15 protein-coding genes and 1 pseudogene are annotated in these 19,436 nt (G+C 71.9%); 5 read left to right on the top strand and 11 right to left on the bottom strand.

Translation table 11 applies throughout. The features are described 5' to 3' along the window. Positions 1-219: 219 nt before the first annotated feature. The 3 genes and pseudogenes from EST92_RS06770 to metH form a co-directional block, all read right to left on the bottom strand. Positions 220-435, bottom strand: a pseudogene (locus tag EST92_RS06770) (HAD hydrolase-like protein); the annotation flags it as partial. A 2-nt stretch (positions 436-437) separates the two neighbouring features. Further along, positions 438-1,097 (bottom strand): HAD family phosphatase, encoded by a 660-nt coding sequence (locus EST92_RS06765; protein ID WP_129280031.1) that lies wholly within the window; start codon positions 1,095-1,097, stop codon positions 438-440. 216 nt (positions 1,098-1,313) lie between these two features. Continuing rightward, positions 1,314-4,823, bottom strand: a complete 3,510-nt coding sequence (gene metH / locus EST92_RS06760) for a methionine synthase (RefSeq protein WP_129280030.1) — start codon at positions 4,821-4,823, stop codon at positions 1,314-1,316. Positions 4,824-5,084: 261 nt separating this feature from the next. On the opposite strand from metH, the gene EST92_RS06755 reads away from it, so the two are divergent. The 5 genes from EST92_RS06755 (at position 5,085) to EST92_RS06735 (ending at position 10,941) form a co-directional block, all read left to right on the top strand. Continuing rightward, positions 5,085-5,849, top strand: a complete 765-nt coding sequence (locus EST92_RS06755; protein WP_129280029.1) for an IclR family transcriptional regulator — start codon at positions 5,085-5,087, stop codon at positions 5,847-5,849. 230 nt (positions 5,850-6,079) lie between these two features. Further along, positions 6,080-6,868 (top strand): MIP/aquaporin family protein, encoded by a 789-nt coding sequence (locus EST92_RS06750; protein ID WP_129280028.1) that lies wholly within the window; start codon positions 6,080-6,082, stop codon positions 6,866-6,868. Between the two features lie 49 nt (positions 6,869-6,917). Further along, positions 6,918-8,480 carry a glycerol kinase GlpK gene (gene glpK, locus EST92_RS06745; RefSeq protein ID WP_129280027.1) on the top strand — a complete coding sequence of 521 codons (1,563 nt, stop codon included), beginning with the start codon at positions 6,918-6,920 and terminating at the stop codon, positions 8,478-8,480. Positions 8,481-8,482: 2 nt separating this feature from the next. Continuing rightward, entirely contained in the window at positions 8,483-10,087 is a 1,605-nt protein-coding gene (locus tag EST92_RS06740; RefSeq protein ID WP_129280026.1) for a glycerol-3-phosphate dehydrogenase/oxidase, read from the top strand. A 182-nt stretch (positions 10,088-10,269) separates the two neighbouring features. Then, positions 10,270-10,941, top strand: a complete 672-nt coding sequence (locus tag EST92_RS06735; RefSeq protein ID WP_129280025.1) for a FadR/GntR family transcriptional regulator — start codon at positions 10,270-10,272, stop codon at positions 10,939-10,941. Positions 10,942-10,999: 58 nt separating this feature from the next. On the opposite strand, the gene EST92_RS06730 is transcribed toward EST92_RS06735, so the two are convergent. The 8 genes from EST92_RS06730 to EST92_RS32005 all read right to left on the bottom strand — a co-directional run bounded on the left by EST92_RS06730 (position 11,000) and on the right by EST92_RS32005 (position 19,332). Further along, on the bottom strand, positions 11,000-11,791 hold the full coding sequence (locus EST92_RS06730) for an SDR family oxidoreductase (RefSeq protein ID WP_129280024.1): 792 nt from the start codon (positions 11,789-11,791) through the stop codon (positions 11,000-11,002). A gap of 174 nt (positions 11,792-11,965) precedes the next feature. Continuing rightward, entirely contained in the window at positions 11,966-12,823 is an 858-nt protein-coding gene (locus EST92_RS06725) for an amidohydrolase family protein (RefSeq protein ID WP_129280023.1), read from the bottom strand. Between the two features lie 23 nt (positions 12,824-12,846). After that, on the bottom strand, positions 12,847-13,848 hold the full coding sequence (locus EST92_RS06720) for an aldo/keto reductase (RefSeq protein WP_129280022.1): 1,002 nt from the start codon (positions 13,846-13,848) through the stop codon (positions 12,847-12,849). Positions 13,849-13,856: 8 nt separating this feature from the next. After that, the gene (locus EST92_RS06715; protein ID WP_129280021.1) at positions 13,857-14,891 is read right to left on the bottom strand and encodes an ABC transporter permease; all 1,035 of its coding nucleotides are present in this window, start codon (positions 14,889-14,891) and stop codon (positions 13,857-13,859) included. Continuing rightward, a complete protein-coding gene (locus EST92_RS06705) occupies positions 14,888-16,576 on the bottom strand; it encodes a sugar ABC transporter ATP-binding protein (RefSeq protein WP_216849078.1) in 1,689 nt (562 codons plus the stop codon). The genes EST92_RS06715 and EST92_RS06705 overlap by 4 nt, the downstream gene beginning before the upstream one ends. Beyond that, the gene (locus EST92_RS06700) at positions 16,576-17,607 is read right to left on the bottom strand and encodes a sugar ABC transporter substrate-binding protein (RefSeq protein ID WP_129280020.1); all 1,032 of its coding nucleotides are present in this window, start codon (positions 17,605-17,607) and stop codon (positions 16,576-16,578) included. The genes EST92_RS06705 and EST92_RS06700 overlap by 1 nt, the downstream gene beginning before the upstream one ends. A 52-nt stretch (positions 17,608-17,659) precedes the next feature. Beyond that, positions 17,660-18,328, bottom strand: coding sequence for an ABC transporter (locus EST92_RS32010; RefSeq protein WP_254068578.1), 669 nt, complete (start codon positions 18,326-18,328; stop codon positions 17,660-17,662). Then, entirely contained in the window at positions 18,325-19,332 is a 1,008-nt protein-coding gene (locus EST92_RS32005; protein WP_254068576.1) for an ATP-binding cassette domain-containing protein, read from the bottom strand. Before EST92_RS32005 ends, EST92_RS32010 begins: the two co-directional genes overlap by 4 nt. Positions 19,333-19,436 lie beyond the last annotated feature (104 nt).

Genomic DNA, 19,436 nt, shown 5'->3' with positions numbered 1-19,436 from the left:
CGATACGCGCGTTGCTCCATCAATCCGGACACTTACCCCCGTAGAAACCCCCCATGGGGCCCCCTGGAGCACCTGTGGGGCCCGCTGTCGATGCCCTGGCGCGTGAGAAACGTCACGCGTTCAGGGATCAACGGTGTCGCTGCAATTCGGTCAGTGCATTCGTCACGGAAAATAAGCGGGCCGCTCCCCTCGGTTCCCGGGGCTTTCTTCGGGACACGCTCAGTGCACGGTCCGGCGGCTTTCCGTGATGAGTGTTCGGAGAAATGGGAGATCGACTTCTTCCAGCGACGGGACGATCGTGCGGCCCGCGGCCGGCGGGACCGGCGCCACCGACGGCACCGCGACGACCGGGCAACCCGCCGCCTCACCTGCCGATACACCGGTCAGGGTGTCCTCGATGACCGCGCAGCACGCCGGGTCCACGCCCAGCCGCGCGGTCATCGAGGACACCCTGACCGGTGTATCGGCAGGTGAGGCGGCGGGACCGGCGCCACCGACGGCACCGCGACGACCGGGCAACCCGCCGCCTCACCTGCCGATACACCGGTCAGGGTGTCCTCGATGACCGCGCAGCACGCCGGGTCCACGCCCAGCCGCGCGGCGGCCGTCAGATACGGATCCGGATGCGGCTTGGTGCGCGTCAGGTCGTCGCCCGCGAGGGTCAGCCGGAAGTTCTCGGGGCCGAGGGAGTACAGCATCTGGTCGACGATGGCGCGGTGCGAGGCGGAGACGAGTGCGGTCGGCACGTCATGGGCGGCGAGTTCGGCCAGCAGCCTGCGGGCACCGGGCATCAGCGGCACGCCGCGGCCGATCCGGGCCAGGAAGGCGGCGTTGAGCAGCACGCTGAGCTCGGTCAGGCTGATGTCGACACCGGTGACCTGGATGAGATAGCCGGCACTGCGGGTCATCGGGCCGCCGACCACGACCTCGCGGTGGGCGTCGTCGAGGATGTGCCCGAGCTCGGCGAAGACTTCCGCCTCCGCCTCCCACCAGAACCCCTCGGTGTCGACGAGGGTCCCGTCCAGATCGAGGAATACGGCCTGGAGGGTCGCGGCTTCGGCCGTTCGGGTGCCGACTGCGGGGATGCTGCTGGTCATCCATCCACCTCCGTTGCCACGTCCCCAAGGGACGCAAGGGCCGGTCGCCCTCCCCGGCGGGGGAACGACCGGCCACTACCGGACCGACAAGTGTACGACGGTGCGCGCCGGAATGCGCGGTGCTCCTGGTCACGGACGTCCGGGGACGGCCCTGACCTGTGCATACGGCGCCACCGCACAACGCCCGATGGTCCCGGTCGCCCGGGATCCGGCCGGCTACCGTGCGTTGAAGTACTTGGCCTCGGGGTGGTGGATCACGATGGCGTCGGTGGACTGCTCGGGATGGAGCTGGAACTCCTCGGAGAGCTCGACGCCGATCCGCTCCGGCTGGAGCAGGTCCGCGATCTTGGCGCGGTCCTCCAGGTCGGGGCAGGCCCCATAGCCCAGCGAGAAGCGCGCGCCGCGGTACTTGAGCGCGAACATGTCCTCGACGTCGTCCGGGTCCTCGCCGCCGAAGCCCAGCTCGGCGCGGACACGCGCGTGCCAGTACTCGGCGAGTGCCTCGGCCAGCTGGACGGACAGGCCGTGGAGTTCGAGGTAGTCACGGTAGGAGTTGGCCTCGAAGAGTTCGGCGGTGGCGGCGCCGATCTTCGAGCCGACGGTGACGACCTGGAGCCCCACGACATCGGTCTCGCCGGACTCCTCCGGGCGGAAGTAGTCGGCCAGGCAGAGGCGGCGGCCGCGGCGCTGGCGGGGGAAGGTGAAGCGGGTGCGCTCGGTGCCGTCCTCGTTCAGCAGGATCAGGTCGTCGCCCTTGGAGTGGCAGGGGAAGTAGCCGTGGACGACCGCGGCTTCGAGGAGGTTCTCGGTCTGCAGCTTGTCCAGCCAGCCCCGCAGCCGTGGCCGGCCCTCGGTCTCGACCAGCTCCTCGTACGTCGGGCCGTCGCCGGTGCGGGCCTGCTTGAGACCCCACTGGCCCTTGAACAGCGCGCCCTCGTCCAGCCAGGACGCATAGTCGGCGAGCTGGATACCCTTGACCACCCGGGTCCCCCAGAACGGCGGCTCCGGGACCGGGTTGTCGACGGCGACGTCCGAACGCACCGCGCCCTCGGGCTCCTCGATCTCCGCCACCGCGGTGTCCCGCTTGGGAACGCGGCGCTGCTTGAGTTCGGGGAGGGCGGCGCCGGGCACGCCGCGCTTGACGGCGATCAGGGCGTCCATCAGCCGCAGGCCCTCGAACGCGTCGCGGGCGTAGCGGACCTCGCCTTCGTAGATCTCGTGGAGGTCCTGCTCGACGTAGGCGCGGGTGAGGGCGGCGCCGCCGAGGATCACGGGGAAGTCGGCGGCCATCTTGCGCTGGTTGAGCTCCTCCAGGTTCTCCTTCATGATCACCGTGGACTTCACCAGCAGCCCCGACATGCCGATCACATCGGCGCGGTGCTCCTCGGCCGCCTCCAGGATCGCCGCGACCGGCTGCTTGATCCCGAGGTTGACGACGTTGTAGCCGTTGTTGGACAGGATGATGTCCACGAGGTTCTTGCCGATGTCGTGGACGTCCCCGCGGACGGTGGCCAGCACGATCGTGCCCTTGCCCTCGTCGTCGGACTTCTCCATGTGCGGTTCCAGATACGCCACCGCAGTCTTCATCACCTCGGCCGACTGCAGCACGAACGGCAGCTGCATCTGGCCGGAGCCGAACAGCTCGCCGACGACCTTCATCCCCTCCAGCAGGGTGTCGTTGACGATGTCCAGCGCGGGGCGGTCCTGCAACGCGGCGTCGAGGTCGGCCTCCAGGCCGTTCTTCTCGCCGTCGATGATCCGGCGCTGCAGGCGCTCGTCCAGCGGCAGCGCGGCCAGCTCCTCGGCCTTGCCCGCCTTGAGCGACTTCGCCGTCGCGCCCTCGAACAGCTCCATCAGCTTCTGCAGCGGGTCATAGCCCTCGGCGCGCCGGTCGTAGATCAGGTCCAGGGCGGTCGTGACCTGCTCCTCCTCCAGCCGCGCGATCGGCAGGATCTTCGAGGCGTGCACGATCGCCGAGTCCAGGCCGGCCTTGACGCACTCGTCGAGGAAGACGGAGTTCAGCACGATCCGGGCGGCCGGGTTGAGGCCGAAGGAGATGTTCGAGAGCCCGAGCGTGGTCTGCACCTCGGGGTGGCGCTTCTTCAGCTCCCGGATCGCCTCGATGGTGGCGATCCCGTCGCCCCGGGACTCCTCCTGGCCGGTGCAGATCGTGAACGTCAGGCAGTCGATGAGGATGTCCGACTCCTGGACGCCCCAGTTGCCGGTCAGGTCCTCGATCAGCCGCTCGGCGATGGCGACCTTGTGCTCGGCGGTGCGGGCCTGGCCCTCCTCGTCGATGGTCAGCGCGATCAGCGCCGCACCGTGCTCGGCGGCCAGCGCGGTGACCTTCGCGAAGCGCGACTCCGGCCCGTCACCGTCCTCGTAGTTGACGGAGTTGATGACCGCGCGGCCGCCGAGCTTTTCCAACCCGGCCTGGAGGACGTTCAGTTCCGTGGAGTCCAGCACGATCGGGAGGGTGGAGGCGGTGGCGAACCGCCCGGCCAGCTCCTCCATGTCCGCCACGCCGTCGCGACCCACGTAGTCGACACACAGGTCGAGCATGTGCGCGCCCTCGCGGATCTGATCGCGGGCCATCTCGACGCAGTCGTCCCAGCGCCCGTCCAGCATCGCCTCACGGAACTTCTTCGACCCGTTGGCGTTGGTCCGCTCGCCGATCGCCAGATACGAGGTGTCCTGACGGAACGGCACCGTCTGGTAGAGGGAGGCGGCGCCCGGCTCGGGGCGCGGCTCGCGCGCGGGCGGGACGGTGCCGCGCACCCGCTCGACGACCTGCCGCAGATGCTCCGGGGTCGTGCCGCAGCAGCCGCCCACCAGCGAGAGGCCGTACTCGGCGACGAAGGTCTCCTGGGCATCGGCCAGCTCGCCGGCGGTCAGCGGATAGTGCGCACCGTTCTTGCCCAGCACGGGCAGGCCCGCATTGGGCATGCAGGCCAGCGGGACGCGCGCGTGCCGGGCCAGGTAGCGCAGGTGCTCGCTCATCTCGGCCGGGCCGGTGGCGCAGTTCAGGCCGATCATGTCGATGCCCAGCGGCTCCAGCGCCGTCAGCGCCGCCCCGATCTCCGAGCCGAGCAGCATCGTGCCGGTCGTCTCTACGGTCACCGAGCAGATCACCGGGAGGTTGCTGCCGGTGGCCTGCAGGGCACGGCGGGCGCCGAGCACGGCGGCCTTGGTCTGCAGCAGATCCTGCGTGGTCTCCACCAGCAGCGCGTCCGCACCACCGGCGATCATGCCCTCCGCGTTCTGCTGATAGGCGTCGCGCAGCGTCACGTACGGGGCGTGCCCCAGCGTCGGCAGCTTGGTCCCCGGGCCCATCGAGCCCAGGACGTAGCGCTGCTGTCCGGTCGAGGCCGTGAACTCGTCCGCCACCTCCCGTGCGAGCCGGGCACCGGCCTCGGACAGCTCGAAGACCCGCTCGGGAATGTCGTACTCGGCCAGCGCGGCGAAATTCGCACCGAACGTATTGGTCTCGACGCAGTCGACACCGACCGCGAAATACTCCTCGTGCACCGACCGCACGATGTCCGGCCGGGTGATGTTGAGGATCTCGTTGCAGCCCTCCAGCTGCTGGAAGTCCTCCATGGACGGATCCTGCGCCTGCAGCATGGTGCCCATCGCGCCGTCCGCGACCACCACCCGCGAGGCCAGGGCCTCACGGAACGAGTCGACGCGGGACGTGCTGATGGGCGATGGCGTGTTCGAGGCCATGGAGATGCTCCCGTGGTTGCGACGGCTGTCGGCTTTGCACCCTCCTTCAGAGGGCGCACCCGGCCAGCGTAGCTGCCGGTCCGGTACACGTGTTCCCCGTTCCACGCCCTGGACAGCACTGCTCCACCCCACTGCGGCACCTTCCGCGTCCGTTGGCAGACTCGTTGCTTCTCTGACCAACTCGCGTCACTTCCCTGACTCCAGTCGGCATGGGCCGATATCGTTCAGCATTGTCGAACCGCACACTTCGGAGGTTGCCCGATGGCACGCACCATCCAGTCGCTGGAGCGCGCTGCAGCGATGCTGCGGCTGCTCGCAGGAGGGGAACGGCGGCTGGGACTCTCCGACATCTCCTCCTCACTGGGACTGGCGAAGGGCACCGCCCACGGGATCCTGCGGACGCTGCAGCAGGAGGGCTTCGTCGAGCAGGACGGCACCTCCGGCCGCTACCAGCTCGGGGCGGAGCTGCTGCGGCTGGGCAACAGCTACCTGGACGTGCACGAGCTGCGGGCCCGCGCCCTGGTCTGGACCGACGACCTGGCCCGCTCCAGCGGCGAGGCCGTCTACCTGGGCGTCCTGCACCAGCAGGGCGTACTGGTCGTCCACCACGTCTTCCGGCCCGACGACAGCCGGCAGGTGCTGGAGGTCGGCGCGATGCACCCGCTGCACAGCACCGCGCTGGGCAAGGTGCTGTGTGCGTACGACCCGGTCGCGCACAGCGAGGTCGTCGAGGCGGAGCGGGAGGCCATCACCCCGCGCACGGTGACCGGCCTGGGGGACTTCGAGGGGCTGCTGGATCTGACCCGGGCGCGCGGCTGGGCCGCGGACGTGGAGGAGACCTGGGACGGGGTGGCCTCGGTGGCCGCGCCGATCCACGACCGGCGGCGGATGCCGGTGGGTGCGGTGGGCATCACGGGGGCGGTGGAGCGGGTCTGCAACGACGGCGAATTGCGGCCGGAAATCGTCGCCGCTGTGAGGGATTGCGCACGCGCCGTGTCCCGGGATCTTGGCGCCGGGCGATTCTGACCGTTTTCACCCGTTAAGTTCACCTAAGTTTTTGGCCACGGAACCCTTGACGGGGTGCTACGGGTGAAGAAAACTGCCGTTCATCGGTCGGCATTGTCGAACACCTAACGGCAATATTCGCTATGGTGGGGCATCGCCGCGGACCGATCACCGCCCTCTCGGAGGGCGCGGACCACCGGACGGGACCCGGGGGTTCGTTATTCCCTGGACGAAGGACAAAGGAGTCGCGGGTGTCCAGCTCCGACATCTTCATCAGCGAAACCATCGGTACCGCTGTTCTGATCTTGCTCGGCGGTGGCGTCTGCGCCGCCGTCACATTCAAGCGCTCCAAGGCGTTCAACGCCGGATGGGTCGCCATCGCCTTCGGGTGGGGCTTCGCCGTCCTCACGGGTGCCTACATCGCCGCGAAGTCCGGCGCCAACCTCAACCCCGCGGTCACCATCGGCCTCGCCATCAAGGGCGGGATCGAATGGAGCCAGGTGCCGGTCTACTTCGCCGGCGAGATGTTCGGCGCCATGATCGGCGCCGTCCTGGTGTGGATCGTGTACTACGGGCAGTTCCGTGCCCATCTGACGGACCCCGAGGTACTGGCCGATCACACCAGCCATGAAGGCCTGGTCGACCAGGCCACCGCGCCGAAGGCCGGCCCGGTACTGGGCATCTTCTCCACGGGCCCGGAGATCCGGCATGCCGTGCAGAACCTGGCCACCGAGATCGTCGCCACCGTCGTGCTGGTGCTGTCGATCCTGACGCTCGGTCTGAGCGACAACGGAAAGGGCGTCGGCGTCATCGGCACGCTGCTGGTCGCGCTGGTCGTCACCGGCATCGGTCTGTCGCTGGGCGGCCCGACCGGGTACGCCATCAACCCGGTCCGCGACCTCGGCCCGCGCATCGTGCACGCGCTGCTGCCGCTGCCGAACAAGGGCGGTTCAGACTGGGGTTACGCCTGGATCCCGGTCGTCGGTCCGCTGATCGGCGGAGCCCTCGCCGGAGGCATCTACCAGGTGGCGTTCGCCTGAGCCGCCTGACCGCCCCGTCCGCCCGCACAGACTTCTTGGAGCACACACCATGAGCGACACCCCCACCACCTCCTCCCACGGGCACGGCACTGCGTCCCACGGGCACGGCCCGTTCATCGCGGCCATCGACCAGGGCACCACGTCCAGCCGCTGCATCGTCTTCGACAAGGACGGCCGGATCGTGTCGGTCGACCAGAAGGAGCACGAGCAGATCTTCCCGAAGCCGGGCTGGGTCGAGCACGACGCCACCGAGATCTGGACCAACGTCCAGCACGTCGTCGACAGCGCCGTCCACAAGGCCGGGCTGACCGCGGCCGACGTCAAGGCCATCGGCATCACCAACCAGCGCGAGACCACCGTGCTGTGGGACCGGACCACCGGTGAGCCGGTCCACAACGCCATCGTCTGGCAGGACACCCGCACCGACGCGCTCTGCAAGGAGCTCGGTCGCAACGTCGGCCAGGACCGCTTCCGCCGCGAGACCGGTCTGCCGCTGGCCTCGTACTTCGCCGGTCCGAAGATCCGCTGGCTGCTCGACAACGTCGAGGGCCTGCGCGAGCGCGCCGAGCGCGGCGACATCCTCTTCGGCACCATGGATTCCTGGGTCATCTGGAACCTGACCGGCGGCGTGGACGGCGGCGTGCACGTCACCGACGTCACGAACGCCTCGCGCACGATGCTGATGAACCTGCACGGCCTCCAGTGGGACGAGAAGATCCTCGCCTCGATGGACATCCCGGCCGCGGTGCTGCCGGAGATCAAGTCCTCCTCCGAGGTCTACGGCCGCGCCACCGGCGGTGTGCTGGCCGGCGTCCCGGTCGCCTCGGCGCTCGGTGACCAGCAGGCCGCGCTGTTCGGCCAGACCTGTTTCGAGCAGGGCGAGGCCAAGTCCACGTACGGCACCGGCACCTTCATGCTGATGAACACCGGTCACGAGCCGGTCAATTCGTACAACGGGCTGCTGACCACCGTCGGCTACCGCATCGGCGACCAGGAGCCGGTCTACGCCCTGGAAGGCTCCATCGCCGTCACCGGCTCGCTCGTCCAGTGGATGCGCGACCAGATGGGCCTGATCAACAGCGCGGCCGAGATCGAGACCCTGGCCAGCACGGTCGAGGACAACGGCGGCGCGTACTTCGTGCCGGCCTTCTCCGGCCTGTTCGCCCCCTACTGGCGTTCGGACGCGCGCGGTGTCATCGCGGGCCTGACCCGCTATGTCACCAAGGCGCACATCGCGCGTGCCGTGCTCGAGGCCACCGCCTGGCAGACCCGCGAGATCACCGACGCCATGACCAAGGACTCCGGCGTCGAGCTGACCGCGCTCAAGGTCGACGGCGGTATGACCTCCAACAACCTGCTGATGCAGACCATCTCGGACTTCTTGGACGCTCCCGTGGTGCGCCCGATGGTCGCCGAGACCACCTGCCTCGGCGCTGCCTACGCGGCCGGACTGGCCGTCGGCTTCTGGTCCAGCACCGACGAGCTGCGCGCCAACTGGCGCCGGGCCGCCGAGTGGACCCCCCGGATGGATGCGGCCACCCGTGACCGCGAGTACAAGAGCTGGCTCAAGGCCGTCGAGCGGACCATGGGCTGGATCGAGGACGAGGAGTAAACATGAGCACCCTGCAGAGCGTCCCGGCACTCGGGACGCACCCGGCCAGTGGTTCGCACGCGAGCCGCGCCGAGACTCGGGAGCAGCTTTCCAAGGCGACGTACGACCTCCTGGTGATCGGCGGCGGCATCCTGGGCATCTCCACCGCCTGGCACGCCGCACAGGCCGGACTGCGGGTGGCCCTGGTGGATGCCGGTGACTTCGCCGGCGCCACCTCCTCCGCCTCCTCCAAGCTGCTGCACGGCGGTCTGCGCTACCTGCAGACCGGCGCGGTCAAGCTGGTGGCGGAGAACCACTTCGAGCGGCGTGCGGTGTCCCGCCAGGTCGCACCGCACCTCGCCAATCCCCTGACCTTCTACCTGCCCGTCTACAAGGGCGGCCCGCACGGCGCGGCCAAGCTGGGCGCGGGCGTCTTCGCCTACTCGGCGCTGTCCGCGTTCGGCGACGGCGTCGGGCACGTCATATCCCCGGCCAAGGCGCAGCGTGACGTGCCGGAGCTGCGGACGGACAACCTCAAGGCCGTGGCCGTGTACGGCGACGACCAGATGAACGACTCCCGGATGGCCCTGATGACCGTCCGTGCGGCGGCCGCGGCCGGCGCCACGGTCCTCAACCACGCCGAGGTCACCGGCCTGCGCTTCAGCCAGGGCCGGGTCACCGGCGCCGAGCTCAAGGACCGGATGGAGGGCGAGGAGTTCGGCGTCAACGCCCGCCTGGTGCTCAACGCCACCGGCCCGTGGGTGGACCACCTGCGCAAGATGGAGGACCCGAACGCGGCCCCCTCCATCCGGCTGTCGAAGGGCGCGCACCTGGTCCTCAAGCGCACCGCCCCCTGGAAGGCCGCGCTGGCCACCCCGATCGACAAGTACCGCATCACCTTCGCCCTCCCCTGGGAGGACATGCTGCTGCTGGGCACCACGGACGAGGAGTTCGAGGGCGACCCGGCGGATGTCGCGGTCACCGAGAAGGACACCGCCCAGATTCTGGACGAGGCCGCCTTCTCCGTCCGCGACCAGCAGCTCTCGCGCGATCTGATCACGTACTCCTTCGCGGGTCTGCGGGTGCTGCCCGGCGGCCCCGGCGACACCTCCAAGGCCAAGCGCGAGACGGTCGTCACCGAGGGCAGCGGCGGCATGCTGTCGGTGGCCGGCGGCAAGTGGACGACCTTCCGGCACATCGGCCGTACGGTCATGAGCAAGCTCGCCGCGCTGCCCGGCCGGCCGCTGGCCGAGGACATGGAGCCGATCGCGCATCTGCCGAAGAAGCTCCCGCTGCCCGGTATCGCCAACCCGAACGCGGTCGCGCACCGGCTGCTCGTCGACGGCGGTACGCCCGGCCCGCGGATGGCCCCGGAGACCGCGCGGCACCTCGCCACCCACTACGGCTCGCTGTCCTTCGACATCGCCCGGCTGGCGAACGAGAACCCGGCGCTGGCCGAGCGCATCCACCCCGACGCCCCGGAGATCTGGGCGCAGGTCGCCTACGCGCGCGATCACGAGTGGGCCGAGACGGTCGACGACGTGCTGCGCCGCCGCACCACCCTGATGATCCGCGGACTGGACACGGAGGACGTCCGGGCGAAGGTCAAGGACATGCTGGCGGGCTGACACCGGTCGGCCGTGGCCGGGAGCGGCTGACGGCACACCAGGACGTGTGCAGCGAGTGACGATGGGGCGGTCCACGGGGCCGCCCCATCGCCGTACGGCTGGGGCGGCCCGACCAGTCATAATGGCCTCAGACATCGGATGTCTGTGGGCGTGAACCGGGCGGGTCCAGCGGGGAGGTCGGCATGGCGGTCACCGACGAGGCGATCGAGAAGATCAAGGGCATGATCGTCTCCGGCGCGCTGCGGCCGGGCGACCGGCTGCCGAAGGAGAGCGAGCTGGCGGCCGAGCTCGGCCTGTCCCGCAACTCCCTGCGGGAGGCGGTGCGCGCGCTCTCCCTCATCCGCATCCTGGACGTGCGCCAGGGCGACGGCACCTATGTCACCAGCCTGGACCCCACCCTCCTGCTGGAGGCGATGAGTTTCGTGGTGGACTTCCACCGCGACGACACGGTGCTGGAGTTCCTCGCCGTCCGCCGGATCCTGGAGCCGGCCGCCACGGCCATGGCGGCCGACCGGATCCCGGCGGAGGAACTGGACGCCCTGGAGGCCCAGTTGAACGCGTTGGGGCCGGCCCCCTCGGTCGAGGATCTGGTCGCCTGCGACCTGGAGTTCCACCGCGGCATCGTGGCGGCCTCCGGCAACTCCGTGCTGTGCTCCCTGCTGGAGGGGCTGTCCGGGCCGACCACCCGGGCCAGGGTCTGGCGGGGGCTGACGCAGAAGGACGCGGTGACACGCACCCTCACCGAGCACCGGGCGATCCTCGGTGCGCTGCGCGACCGGGACGCGGAGGCGGCGCGGGCCTGGGCGACGGTGCACATCGCGAGCGTGGAGCAGTGGCTGCGCGCCTCGCTGTGAGGCGGGTGCCCACGCCCGGCCCGCGCCCGGCCCACGCCCGGCCCGCCCGCGCCCGCCGTCAGGCCGCGAAGCCGCCGTCCACCGCGATCGAGGCGCCCGTGATGTAGCGTCCGCCGTCGCCCGCCAGATGGGCCACCGTCGCCGCGACGTCCGCGCCCCGGCCGTACGCCCCCAGCGCGGTGAGCCCCGCCTGCATCGCCGCGCTGTCGCCGTCCGCGGGGTTCATGTCGGTGTCGATGGGCCCCGGGTGCACGAGGTTGGCGGTGATCCCGCGCGGCCCCAGTTCCCGGGCCAGGGTCCTGGTCAGGCCGGTGAGCGCGGCCTTGCTGGTGGCGTAGAGGCTGCCGCCGGGGAAGGCGACCCGCTCGGCCATACAGCTGCCGATGGAGATGATCCGTCCTCCCTCGGGCAGATGCGCCGCCGCGGCCTGCGCCGCCAGGAACGGCGCCCGGACATTGGTCCACAGCACCCGGTCGACATCGTCGAGGGCGATGTCCTCGAACGGCCCGAGCACGCCGATGCCCGCGTTGTTCACCAGGATGTCCAGCCGCCCGAACCGGTCGACGGCGCCGGCCACCGAGGCCCGCACGGCTTCCGCGTCGCCACTGTCGGCCCGTACCGCCCAGGCCTGTCCCCCGGCCCGCTCGATCTCCTTGACCACCTGCGCGGCCAGGTCCTGCCCGCTCCGGAAGGTCAGGGCCACCGCCGCGCCGTCGGCGGCCAGCCGCAGCGCGATCGCCCGGCCGATCCCCCGGCTGCCGCCGGTCACCAGCGCCACCTTGCCGGCCAGCGGCCGGACGCCGTTCCCCGCCACCGTCGTCTCCGTCAGCACCGTCGCCGTCATCGTCATCACCTTCGTATCGAGTCGTCCGTGGCCGGGCGCAGCCGTGCGGAATGCCGTGCTTCCGTAGCCGTGCTTCCGTGGCTTCCGCAGGGGCGGCGCCGTGTCGCGGGGGTTGCTCCGCGGTACGACTCGATCTTCCGGCGCGGCGGGCGCCGTGGCTGGCGGAATCCGGACGCCGTGTCAGCGGCCCGGGAACTCCGCTGCCGGCGGCGCCCCGACCCCGTAGACCCGCCCGGCCGTTCCCCCGAAGACGTCCGACCGTTCCGCCGCCGCGAGTTGTCCGGTGGCCGCCTCCGCGAGCGCGACGACGTCCTCGTAGCCGGCGGCCAGGGTGCACACCGGCCAGTCGGAGCCGAACATCACCCGGCCGGGGCCGAAGGCGTCCAGGACGTGCCGGGCGTAGGGCAGGATCTGCTGCGGCCGCCAGGCGTCCCAGTCGGCCTCGGTGACCAGCCCGGACAGCTTGCAGCTGACGTTCGGCAGCGGGGCGAGGGCGGTGACGGCGTCCGCCCACGGCTGCCACTCCCCCGAGGCGACCGGCGGTTTGCCGGCGTGGTCGAGTACGAACGCCAGCTGGGGCAGGGCACGTACCGCGGTGTGCGCGGCGGGCAGTTCACGCGGGGTGACCAGCAGGTCGTAGACCAGTCCGGCGTCGGCCAGGACGCCCAGGCCGCGCAGCACGTCGGGGCGGGTGAGCCAGTCGGGGTCCGGTTCGTCCTGTACCTGGTGCCGGATGCCCACCAGCCCCGCGGGCAGCGCCGTCAGCACCTCGGCGAGCGCCGGATCGCGGAGATCGGCCCAACCGACGACGCCGGTGACCGGCCCCTCCCCCGCCGCGAGGGTGAGCAGTTCGGCGGTCTCCTCGTACGAGGACGACGACTGGACGAGGAGCGTGCCGTCGACGCCGTGCGCGGTCAGATGCGGGATGAGGTCGGACAGCGCGTAGCTGCGGCGGATCGGATCGGCCCAGGGGCCGTCCATCCAGGGCTGTTCGCGCCGGCTGAGGTCCCACAGGTGGTGATGGGCGTCGATACGCATCGGGGCGCGCTCCGGGATCGGGCTCAGTCGTTCAGGGGCAGCGGCAGATCGGGGTCGAGCAGACCGCGGGCGACGAGCGTATGCCAGAGCGCGTCCGGGATGTCATGGGTGAACAGCCGGGCGTTCTCGGCCATTTCGGCCGGTGTGGCGGCGCCGACCACGGCCGCGGCGACGGCACGGTGCCCGAAGGGGAAGCGGAGCGCCACCGCTTTGAGGGGCACATCGAACTCCCCGCAGACGGACGCAAGTTGACGGGCCCGGTCGAGCACGGGGGCAGGCGCCGGTGCGTAGTTGTAGGGCGCGCCGGGTGACGGGTCGGCCAGCAGACCGGAGTTGTAGACGCCGCCGACGACGACCGAGGTGCCGCGGCGGACGCAGACCGGCAGCAGGTCGTCGACGGCGGTGCGCTCCAGCAGGGTCCAGCGGCCGGCGCAGAGCACCACGTCGACGTCGAGGTCGGCGACCAGACGGGCGAGCACATCGCTGTGGTTCATGCCGAACCCGATGGCCCGGACCGTCCCCTGGGCGCGCAGCTCGGCAAGGGCCGGGAAGCCGGTCTCGTACACCTCGCGCAGCCGGCCCTCGACGTCGTGCAGCAGGACGATGTCGACGGCGTCCACCCCGAGCCGGGTCAGCGACCCTTCGAGCGTGGCACGGATGCCGTCGCGGGAGAGGTCCCACATGCGGGCCCGCGCGGGGGTGTCCACGAAGCCCTCGCCCGCCGCGCGCTCCCCCGGGGCGAGCGGCCGCAGCCGGCGGCCGACCTTGGTGGAGAGGGTGCAGCGGACCCGGTCGTGGTCCCGCAGCGCCCGGCCGAGGCGCTCCTCGGAGAGGCCCACGCCGTAGTGGGGCGCGGTGTCGAAGTAGTGGGCGCCGGTGGCGAGGGCGGTGCGGACGACCTCGCGCGCCTGCGCCTCGGGGACGGCGCGGTAGAGGTTGCCGAGCGGCGCACAGCCCAGCCCCAGGGGCGGGACGGTGACGCCGCTGTGCCCCAACTCCCGTGGCCCGTAGGGGGGATAGCGCATGGCGGCGCTCAGTCCTGCTTCTCGCCGCTGGTGAAGCGGGAGATGACCAGGGCGACGATGATGATCAGGCCGTTGAGGAACTGCGTCCACAGGGGCGGCACCCCGGCCAGCGTCATCACATTGATCACGAGCTGGAGGGTGAGGACCCCGGTGAGCGCGCCGAAGAGCGTGCCACGGCCGCCCTTGAGGCCGATGCCGCCGATCACCGCGGCGGCGAAGACCTGGAAGATCCAGCCGTTGCCCTGGCTCGCGGACACCGCGCCGTAGTGGCCGGTGTAGAGAATCCCCGCGAAGGCGGCGAGCACCCCGCCGAGCGTCAGCACGGTCCAGGTGAGGCGGTCCACCCGGATGCCGGCCGCGCGGGCCGCCTCCGGGTTGCCGCCCACCGCGTACAGCGCCCGCCCGTGCCGGAGACAGCCCAGAGCGGCGCCGCCGAGGGCGAAGAGAACGAGGCAGATCCATACGGCGGCCGGGATGCCCAGCCAGTCGGCCTTGCCCAGATAGGCGAAGGAGTCGGGGACGTCGCCGATGGACTGGCCCTCGGAGATGCCCACTTGCAGTCCGCGCAGCATGGTCAGCATGCCGAGGGTGGCGATGAAGCCGTTGACCCGCAGGGTGAGGATCAGGAAGCCGTTGGTGGCGCCGACGGCCGCGCCCACGGCCAGGCAGAGCGGGACCGCCGTCCAGGAGGGGAGGAGCCCCAGCCCGGCGAAGCGGGCGCCGTGTGCGGGCGTCACCAGCCACAGGGCGAGTACCGGGGCCAGGCCGATGGTCGACTCCAGCGACAGATCCATCCGCCCGCTGATCAGGATGAGCGCCTCACCGAGCACCAGCAGGCCCAGCTCGGTGGACTGCTGGACCACGCCGATGAGGTTGTCCCCGGTGAGGAACGCGGGCGAGACGATGAAGCCGATGAGGCCCAGCACGAAGATCACCGGCACCAGGGAGAGGTCCCGCCAGCGGCCCGGGCCGATCCGGGGCCGGCGGCGTGGTGCGGCGGTGCCGGGACGCCGGGTGGCCGGCGGCGAGGCGGTCTCGGTCATGGGGCGGTCCCTTCCGTTCCGTCTGTGGCGGGGTGGGCCGGTGCGGCGGGCTGACCGGTGTCCGGTGCGGCGGGTCCGGCCGGTGCGGCGGGTCCGGCCGGTGCGGCGGGTCCGGCCGGTGCGGCAAAGCGGTCCGGTGCGGCGGTCCGGCCGGTGTCCGGCGAACCGTCCGGGCCGCCGGTGGCCGTCATGCCCTCCATGGCGGCGACCAGTTCGTGGTCGTGCCAGCCGGCCGCGAACTCGGCGGTCACCCGGCCGTGGAAGACCGCCAGCACCCGGTCGCAGATCCGCAGGTCGTCCAGCTCGTCGGAGACGATCACGACGCCGCTCCCCCGGTCGGCGACCTCCCGTACGACGCCCAGCAGCGCCTCCTTGGACCGGACGTCGACGCCGTTGGTGGGCCGGACGGCCACCAGCACCGCGGGATCGCGGGCCAGCGCACGGGCGACCACCACCTTCTGCTGGTTGCCGCCGGAGAGTCCGGACACCGGCTGGCCGGGCCCGGTCGTCCTGATGTCCAGTGCGGCGATCATCCGGCGGGCGAACTCGCGGGTCCGGGAGGGCAGGACCGTGCCCAGCGGGCCGAGCCGGCCGGTCACGGTCAGGGTGGCGTTCTCGGCGACGCTGCGGCCCGGGACGAGTCCCTCGCGGTGCCGGTCCTCGGGGACGTAGCCGATGCCCGCGTCGAGGGCGTGCGGCACGCTGCCGGTGCGGACCGGCCGCCCGCACACCGTGAGCCGGCCGCCGTCCGGGGCGCGCAGCCCGGCCAGGGTCTGCCCGATCGCGGTGCCGCCGCCGGCCGCGCCGCCCGCGAGCCCCACCACCTCGCCGCCGCGTACGGTCAGATCGAGCGGAGCGAAGTGCCCGTCGACGGCCAGCCCTTCGGTCCGCAGCACCGCCTCCCGCAGGGTCCGCGCGCCCGCCCGCGGCTGCCGCGCGGCCGCCGCCTCCTCCCCCGTCATCGCCGCCACCAGCGCGTCCTCGGCCAGTGCGGGGACCGGCGCGGTCAGTACGTGCCGGGCGTCCCGGAAGACGGTGACGGTGTCGCACAGCTCGTGGACCTCCTGCAGATGGTGCGAGATGAACAGGAAGGCCACCCCCTGGTCGCGCAGCTCGCGCAGCTTGCCGAAGAGCCGGGCGATGCCGCGGGCGTCCAGCCGCGCGGTGGGCTCGTCGAGGACGAGCAGCCGGGCGCCGCACGACAGCGCCCGGGCGATCTCCACGAACTGCCGCTGCTCGACGCCGAGATCCTTGATCCGGGCGGCCGGGTCGGCCTCGACGCCGTACTCGGCGAGCAGTGCCCGGGCCCGCTCCCGCAGCGCCCGCCAGCGGATGGTGCGTCCGCCCGGGAAGCGGCCCAGGTAGAGGTTCTCCGCAACGGTCAGCTCCGGCACGGTCATCGACCTCTGGTGGACGCAGGCGACTCTGCGCCGCCAGGCGGCGGTGTCGCCCCAGGCGGGTGCGGGCACACCGTCGAAGGTGACGCGGCCGGCGTCCGGGCGTGCCATACCGGTCAGCACGGACACCAGCGTCGACTTGCCGGCGCCGTTGCGGCCGACGAGGGCGTGCGCCTCGCCGGGCCGTACGGTCAGCCGGACGCCGTCGAGGGCGACGGTGGGGCCGTAGCGTTTGACGATTCCCTCGGCGTGCACGGCCGCCGGCCGCTCGCCGGTCTCCGCGCCCATTACTGCTTCTTCTCCAGCTGATTGGCCCACAGCGCCTTGTCGTCGACGTTGCCCTTGGTGACCAGGGGGGCGGGCAGCTGGTCCTCCAGGCCGTTCTTGATCTTCACGATGGTCGAACCGTGGTCGGTGGGCCCCGGCCGGAACACCTTCCCGGCCAGGGCGGCCCGGGCGTAGTACAGCGCGTACTTGGCGTAGAGGTCGGCGGGCTGGGAGAGGGTGGCGTCGATCTTCCCGGCGCGGATCGCGTCCAGCTCGTCCGGTATGCCGTCGTTGGAGACGATGGTGAGGTGCCCGTCGGTGCCGGCCGGCCTGAGCAGCTTCTTCTGTTCCAGGAGGGCGAGCGTGGGCTGCAGGAAGGCGCCGCCGGCCTGCAGGTAGATGCCGTCGAGGTCCGGGTGCTGGGCGAGCAGGCTCTGCAGCTTGCCGGAGGCGACGTCACCCTTCCAGTCGGTGGCCAGCTCGTGCACGGTGATCCCGGGGTACTTCTGTCGCATGCAGGCGGCGAACGCCTCGGACCGGTCCCGGCCGTTGACCGAGCTGAGGTCGCCCTGGAGTTCGGCGACCCGGCCCCTGCCGCCCAGGCGTCGGCCGAGGTACTCGCAGGACTTCTCGCCGTAGGCGCGGTTGTCGGCGCGGACGACCATGTAGACGCTGCCCTCGTCGGGGCGGGTGTCCACGCTCACCACCGGGATCTTCTTCTCCGCCAGGCGCCGCAGCTCGGCGGAGATGGCGCCGGTGTCCTGCGGGGCCATCACGATCGCCTTCGCCCCCTGGCCGGTCAGCGCCTGGACGTCGGCGACGACCTTGGCGATGTCGTTCTGCGAGTTGGACAGCGGCAGCGCGGCCGGGCCGCCGTGGTCCAGGTCCTTTTCGAGGTACTGCTGGTAGGAATTCCAGAAGTCGGTGTCCGTACGGGGCACATCGATGCCGATCCTGCCGCCCGCGGTGTCGCTGCCGCGGTTGCAGCCGGTGAGCACGGCGGTGGCGAGCACCACGGCACAGGCGGCCGCGCCGGTGGTACGCAGTCTCATGGGTGGTCCTTCGGTCGTGGTGTGCGTCCCCCCACCCCCGAACCCACCCCCTTCAGCTGCGGCGGGAGGTGAGGGCGCAGGCGGCGGCGGTGGCAGCGGCCGCGATCAAGGCGGTGGCGGCGAGCGGCAGCCAGGGGGCGAGGACCGTGCCGTGGGCGGAGCCGGTGACCATGCCGGACAGGGCCGCGTTGGCGGGCGAGGCGCCCAGTACGAGCAGCAGCAGGGCGGCCGTCAGGCTCGCCGGGATGCCCCAGGCGGGGCTGCGCAGCACCGGCCAGTTGCTCAGCGCGCCGATCGCGATGCCCATCAGCAGGCACGTCAGCGCGGTGAGCAGCCCGGCAACGGCCGCGGGCAGGACCGGGACGGCCACCCGGTGGTCGTTGGAGCGCGGGTCGGCCAGCAGCGCGACCAGGCCCACGCCGACCACCGCGAGCACCAGCGCGGGGCCGGCCGCGGTCAGCACGGCGGCGAGGTGGGCCCGGTCGGGGCCGGCGGCCGCGGCCGCGCAATTGCGGGCGGCCGGCGGCTCGTTGGTGACGCAGATCCGGGTCAGCCATACGGCGACCGGCAGCAGACCGCCGGCGGCATAGCCGAACGAGCCGAGGATCGGGCTGCCGCCCTGCACACCGATGGCCAGCCAGGCGGCGTAGAGGATGACCGGGGGCAGCCAGCGGTGCGAGCCGATGAGCAGGGCCGCCTGGTAGCGGAGGAGAGCGGTCACGGGAGGGGCGCCTCGTCGGGTGCGGGGGTGGGGTGGTCTTCGGCGCCGGGGGCGGCGGTGTCGGGCGCGGAGGTTCCGGAGACGGCGGTTCCGGAGGTGGCGGTTCCGGAGGCGGCGCCGTCGTCCGACTCACGGGCGGCGGTGACCGCGCGGATGTGCCAGGGCGGGCGTGCGGTGAGCAGGGCGCGCAGTACGGCGTCGGAGTGGACGGCCGGGACCGTCAGCAGGGTCGTACCGTCCGGTCCCGGCGAGATCTCCGTTCCGCCGGGCAACTGTGGCGCTCCGGCGGGTGCCCGGTCCGGCCCGGCGGGCAGCACGCTGCCCGGTGCGCCCTCGGCCTCGATGGTCATCCGGGGACCGCTGACAGCCACCGGGCCCGCCGTCGGAGCGTGCGCGTCCTGGGCCAACACCCGCCCGTCCTCGACCCGGTAGCGGGCGTCGGCCGCGCCGGCCAGCCGCCGCGGGTCATGGTCGACGAAGACGACGGTGCCGCCGTCCGCGACCCGCTCGGCGACCGCCCGGTCGAGCACCTCACGCGCGCTGCGGTCCAGCCCCGTCCAGGCCTCGTCGAGCACCAGGAGCCCGGGCTCGGCGAGCAGCGCCTGGGCGACGGCCACCTTCTGGCTCGTCCCCATGGACAGCTCGGCCATCGGGGTCCGCGCATGCCCGGCCGCCCCGAAGCGGTCGAGCCACTCGGTGGCGCGGCGGGCCGCTTCGGGACCGCGCAGGCCGTGGATGCGACCGAGGTGGGTGAGGTAGCCGACGGCGGTGAAGGGCAGGGCGACCGGGAACCGTTCGGGCACATACGCGCTGCGCCGACGGCCGGTGATCCTTCCGGCGCTGGGCCGGTCGATCCCGGCCAGCAGCCGCAGCAGCGTGGACTTCCCGCTGCCGTTGGCCCCCTCGATACGCAGCAGCGCCGCCACGGGCACGTCGAGTTGCACCTCCCGCAGCACCCAGGGGCCCCGCACTCCGTAGCGCCGCCCCACCCCGTCCAGCCTCATGCGTTCCGGCCCCCCAGTCTCCCGGCGACTCCCGCCGCGCCCTCACCGCGCCGTCCCCGGCCGACCGCTCGTCCGACAGCAGCACCAGCACCGCCCGCGCCGCC

The sequence above is a fragment of the Streptomyces sp. TM32 genome (assembly GCF_004122755.1).
Lineage (GTDB): Bacteria > Actinomycetota > Actinomycetes > Streptomycetales > Streptomycetaceae > Streptomyces > Streptomyces sioyaensis.
The sequence above is the reverse complement of the archived record's forward strand: the minus strand, read 5'-3'. Positions and strand labels throughout refer to the sequence as shown.

Excerpts from the sequence above, each read along its gene's own strand:
- EST92_RS06755 (WP_129280029.1), top strand. The coding sequence starts at position 5,085 with ATGGCACGCACCATCCAGTCGCTGGAGCGCGCTGCAGCGATGCTGCGG.
- EST92_RS06705 (WP_216849078.1), bottom strand. The coding sequence starts at position 16,576 with ATGGGCGCGGAGACCGGCGAGCGGCCGGCGGCCGTGCACGCCGAGGGA.
- metH (WP_129280030.1), bottom strand. The coding sequence starts at position 4,823 with ATGGCCTCGAACACGCCATCGCCCATCAGCACGTCCCGCGTCGACTCG.
- EST92_RS32005 (WP_254068576.1), bottom strand. The coding sequence starts at position 19,332 with ATGAGGCTGGACGGGGTGGGGCGGCGCTACGGAGTGCGGGGCCCCTGG.
- EST92_RS06715 (WP_129280021.1), bottom strand. The coding sequence starts at position 14,891 with ATGACCGAGACCGCCTCGCCGCCGGCCACCCGGCGTCCCGGCACCGCC.
- EST92_RS06765 (WP_129280031.1), bottom strand. The coding sequence starts at position 1,097 with ATGACCAGCAGCATCCCCGCAGTCGGCACCCGAACGGCCGAAGCCGCG.
- glpK (WP_129280027.1), top strand. The coding sequence starts at position 6,918 with ATGAGCGACACCCCCACCACCTCCTCCCACGGGCACGGCACTGCGTCC.
- EST92_RS06725 (WP_129280023.1), bottom strand. The coding sequence starts at position 12,823 with ATGCGTATCGACGCCCATCACCACCTGTGGGACCTCAGCCGGCGCGAA.
- EST92_RS06730 (WP_129280024.1), bottom strand. The coding sequence starts at position 11,791 with ATGACGATGACGGCGACGGTGCTGACGGAGACGACGGTGGCGGGGAAC.
- EST92_RS06700 (WP_129280020.1), bottom strand. The coding sequence starts at position 17,607 with ATGAGACTGCGTACCACCGGCGCGGCCGCCTGTGCCGTGGTGCTCGCC.
- EST92_RS06720 (WP_129280022.1), bottom strand. The coding sequence starts at position 13,848 with ATGCGCTATCCCCCCTACGGGCCACGGGAGTTGGGGCACAGCGGCGTC.
- EST92_RS06735 (WP_129280025.1), top strand. The coding sequence starts at position 10,270 with ATGGCGGTCACCGACGAGGCGATCGAGAAGATCAAGGGCATGATCGTC.
- EST92_RS06740 (WP_129280026.1), top strand. The coding sequence starts at position 8,483 with ATGAGCACCCTGCAGAGCGTCCCGGCACTCGGGACGCACCCGGCCAGT.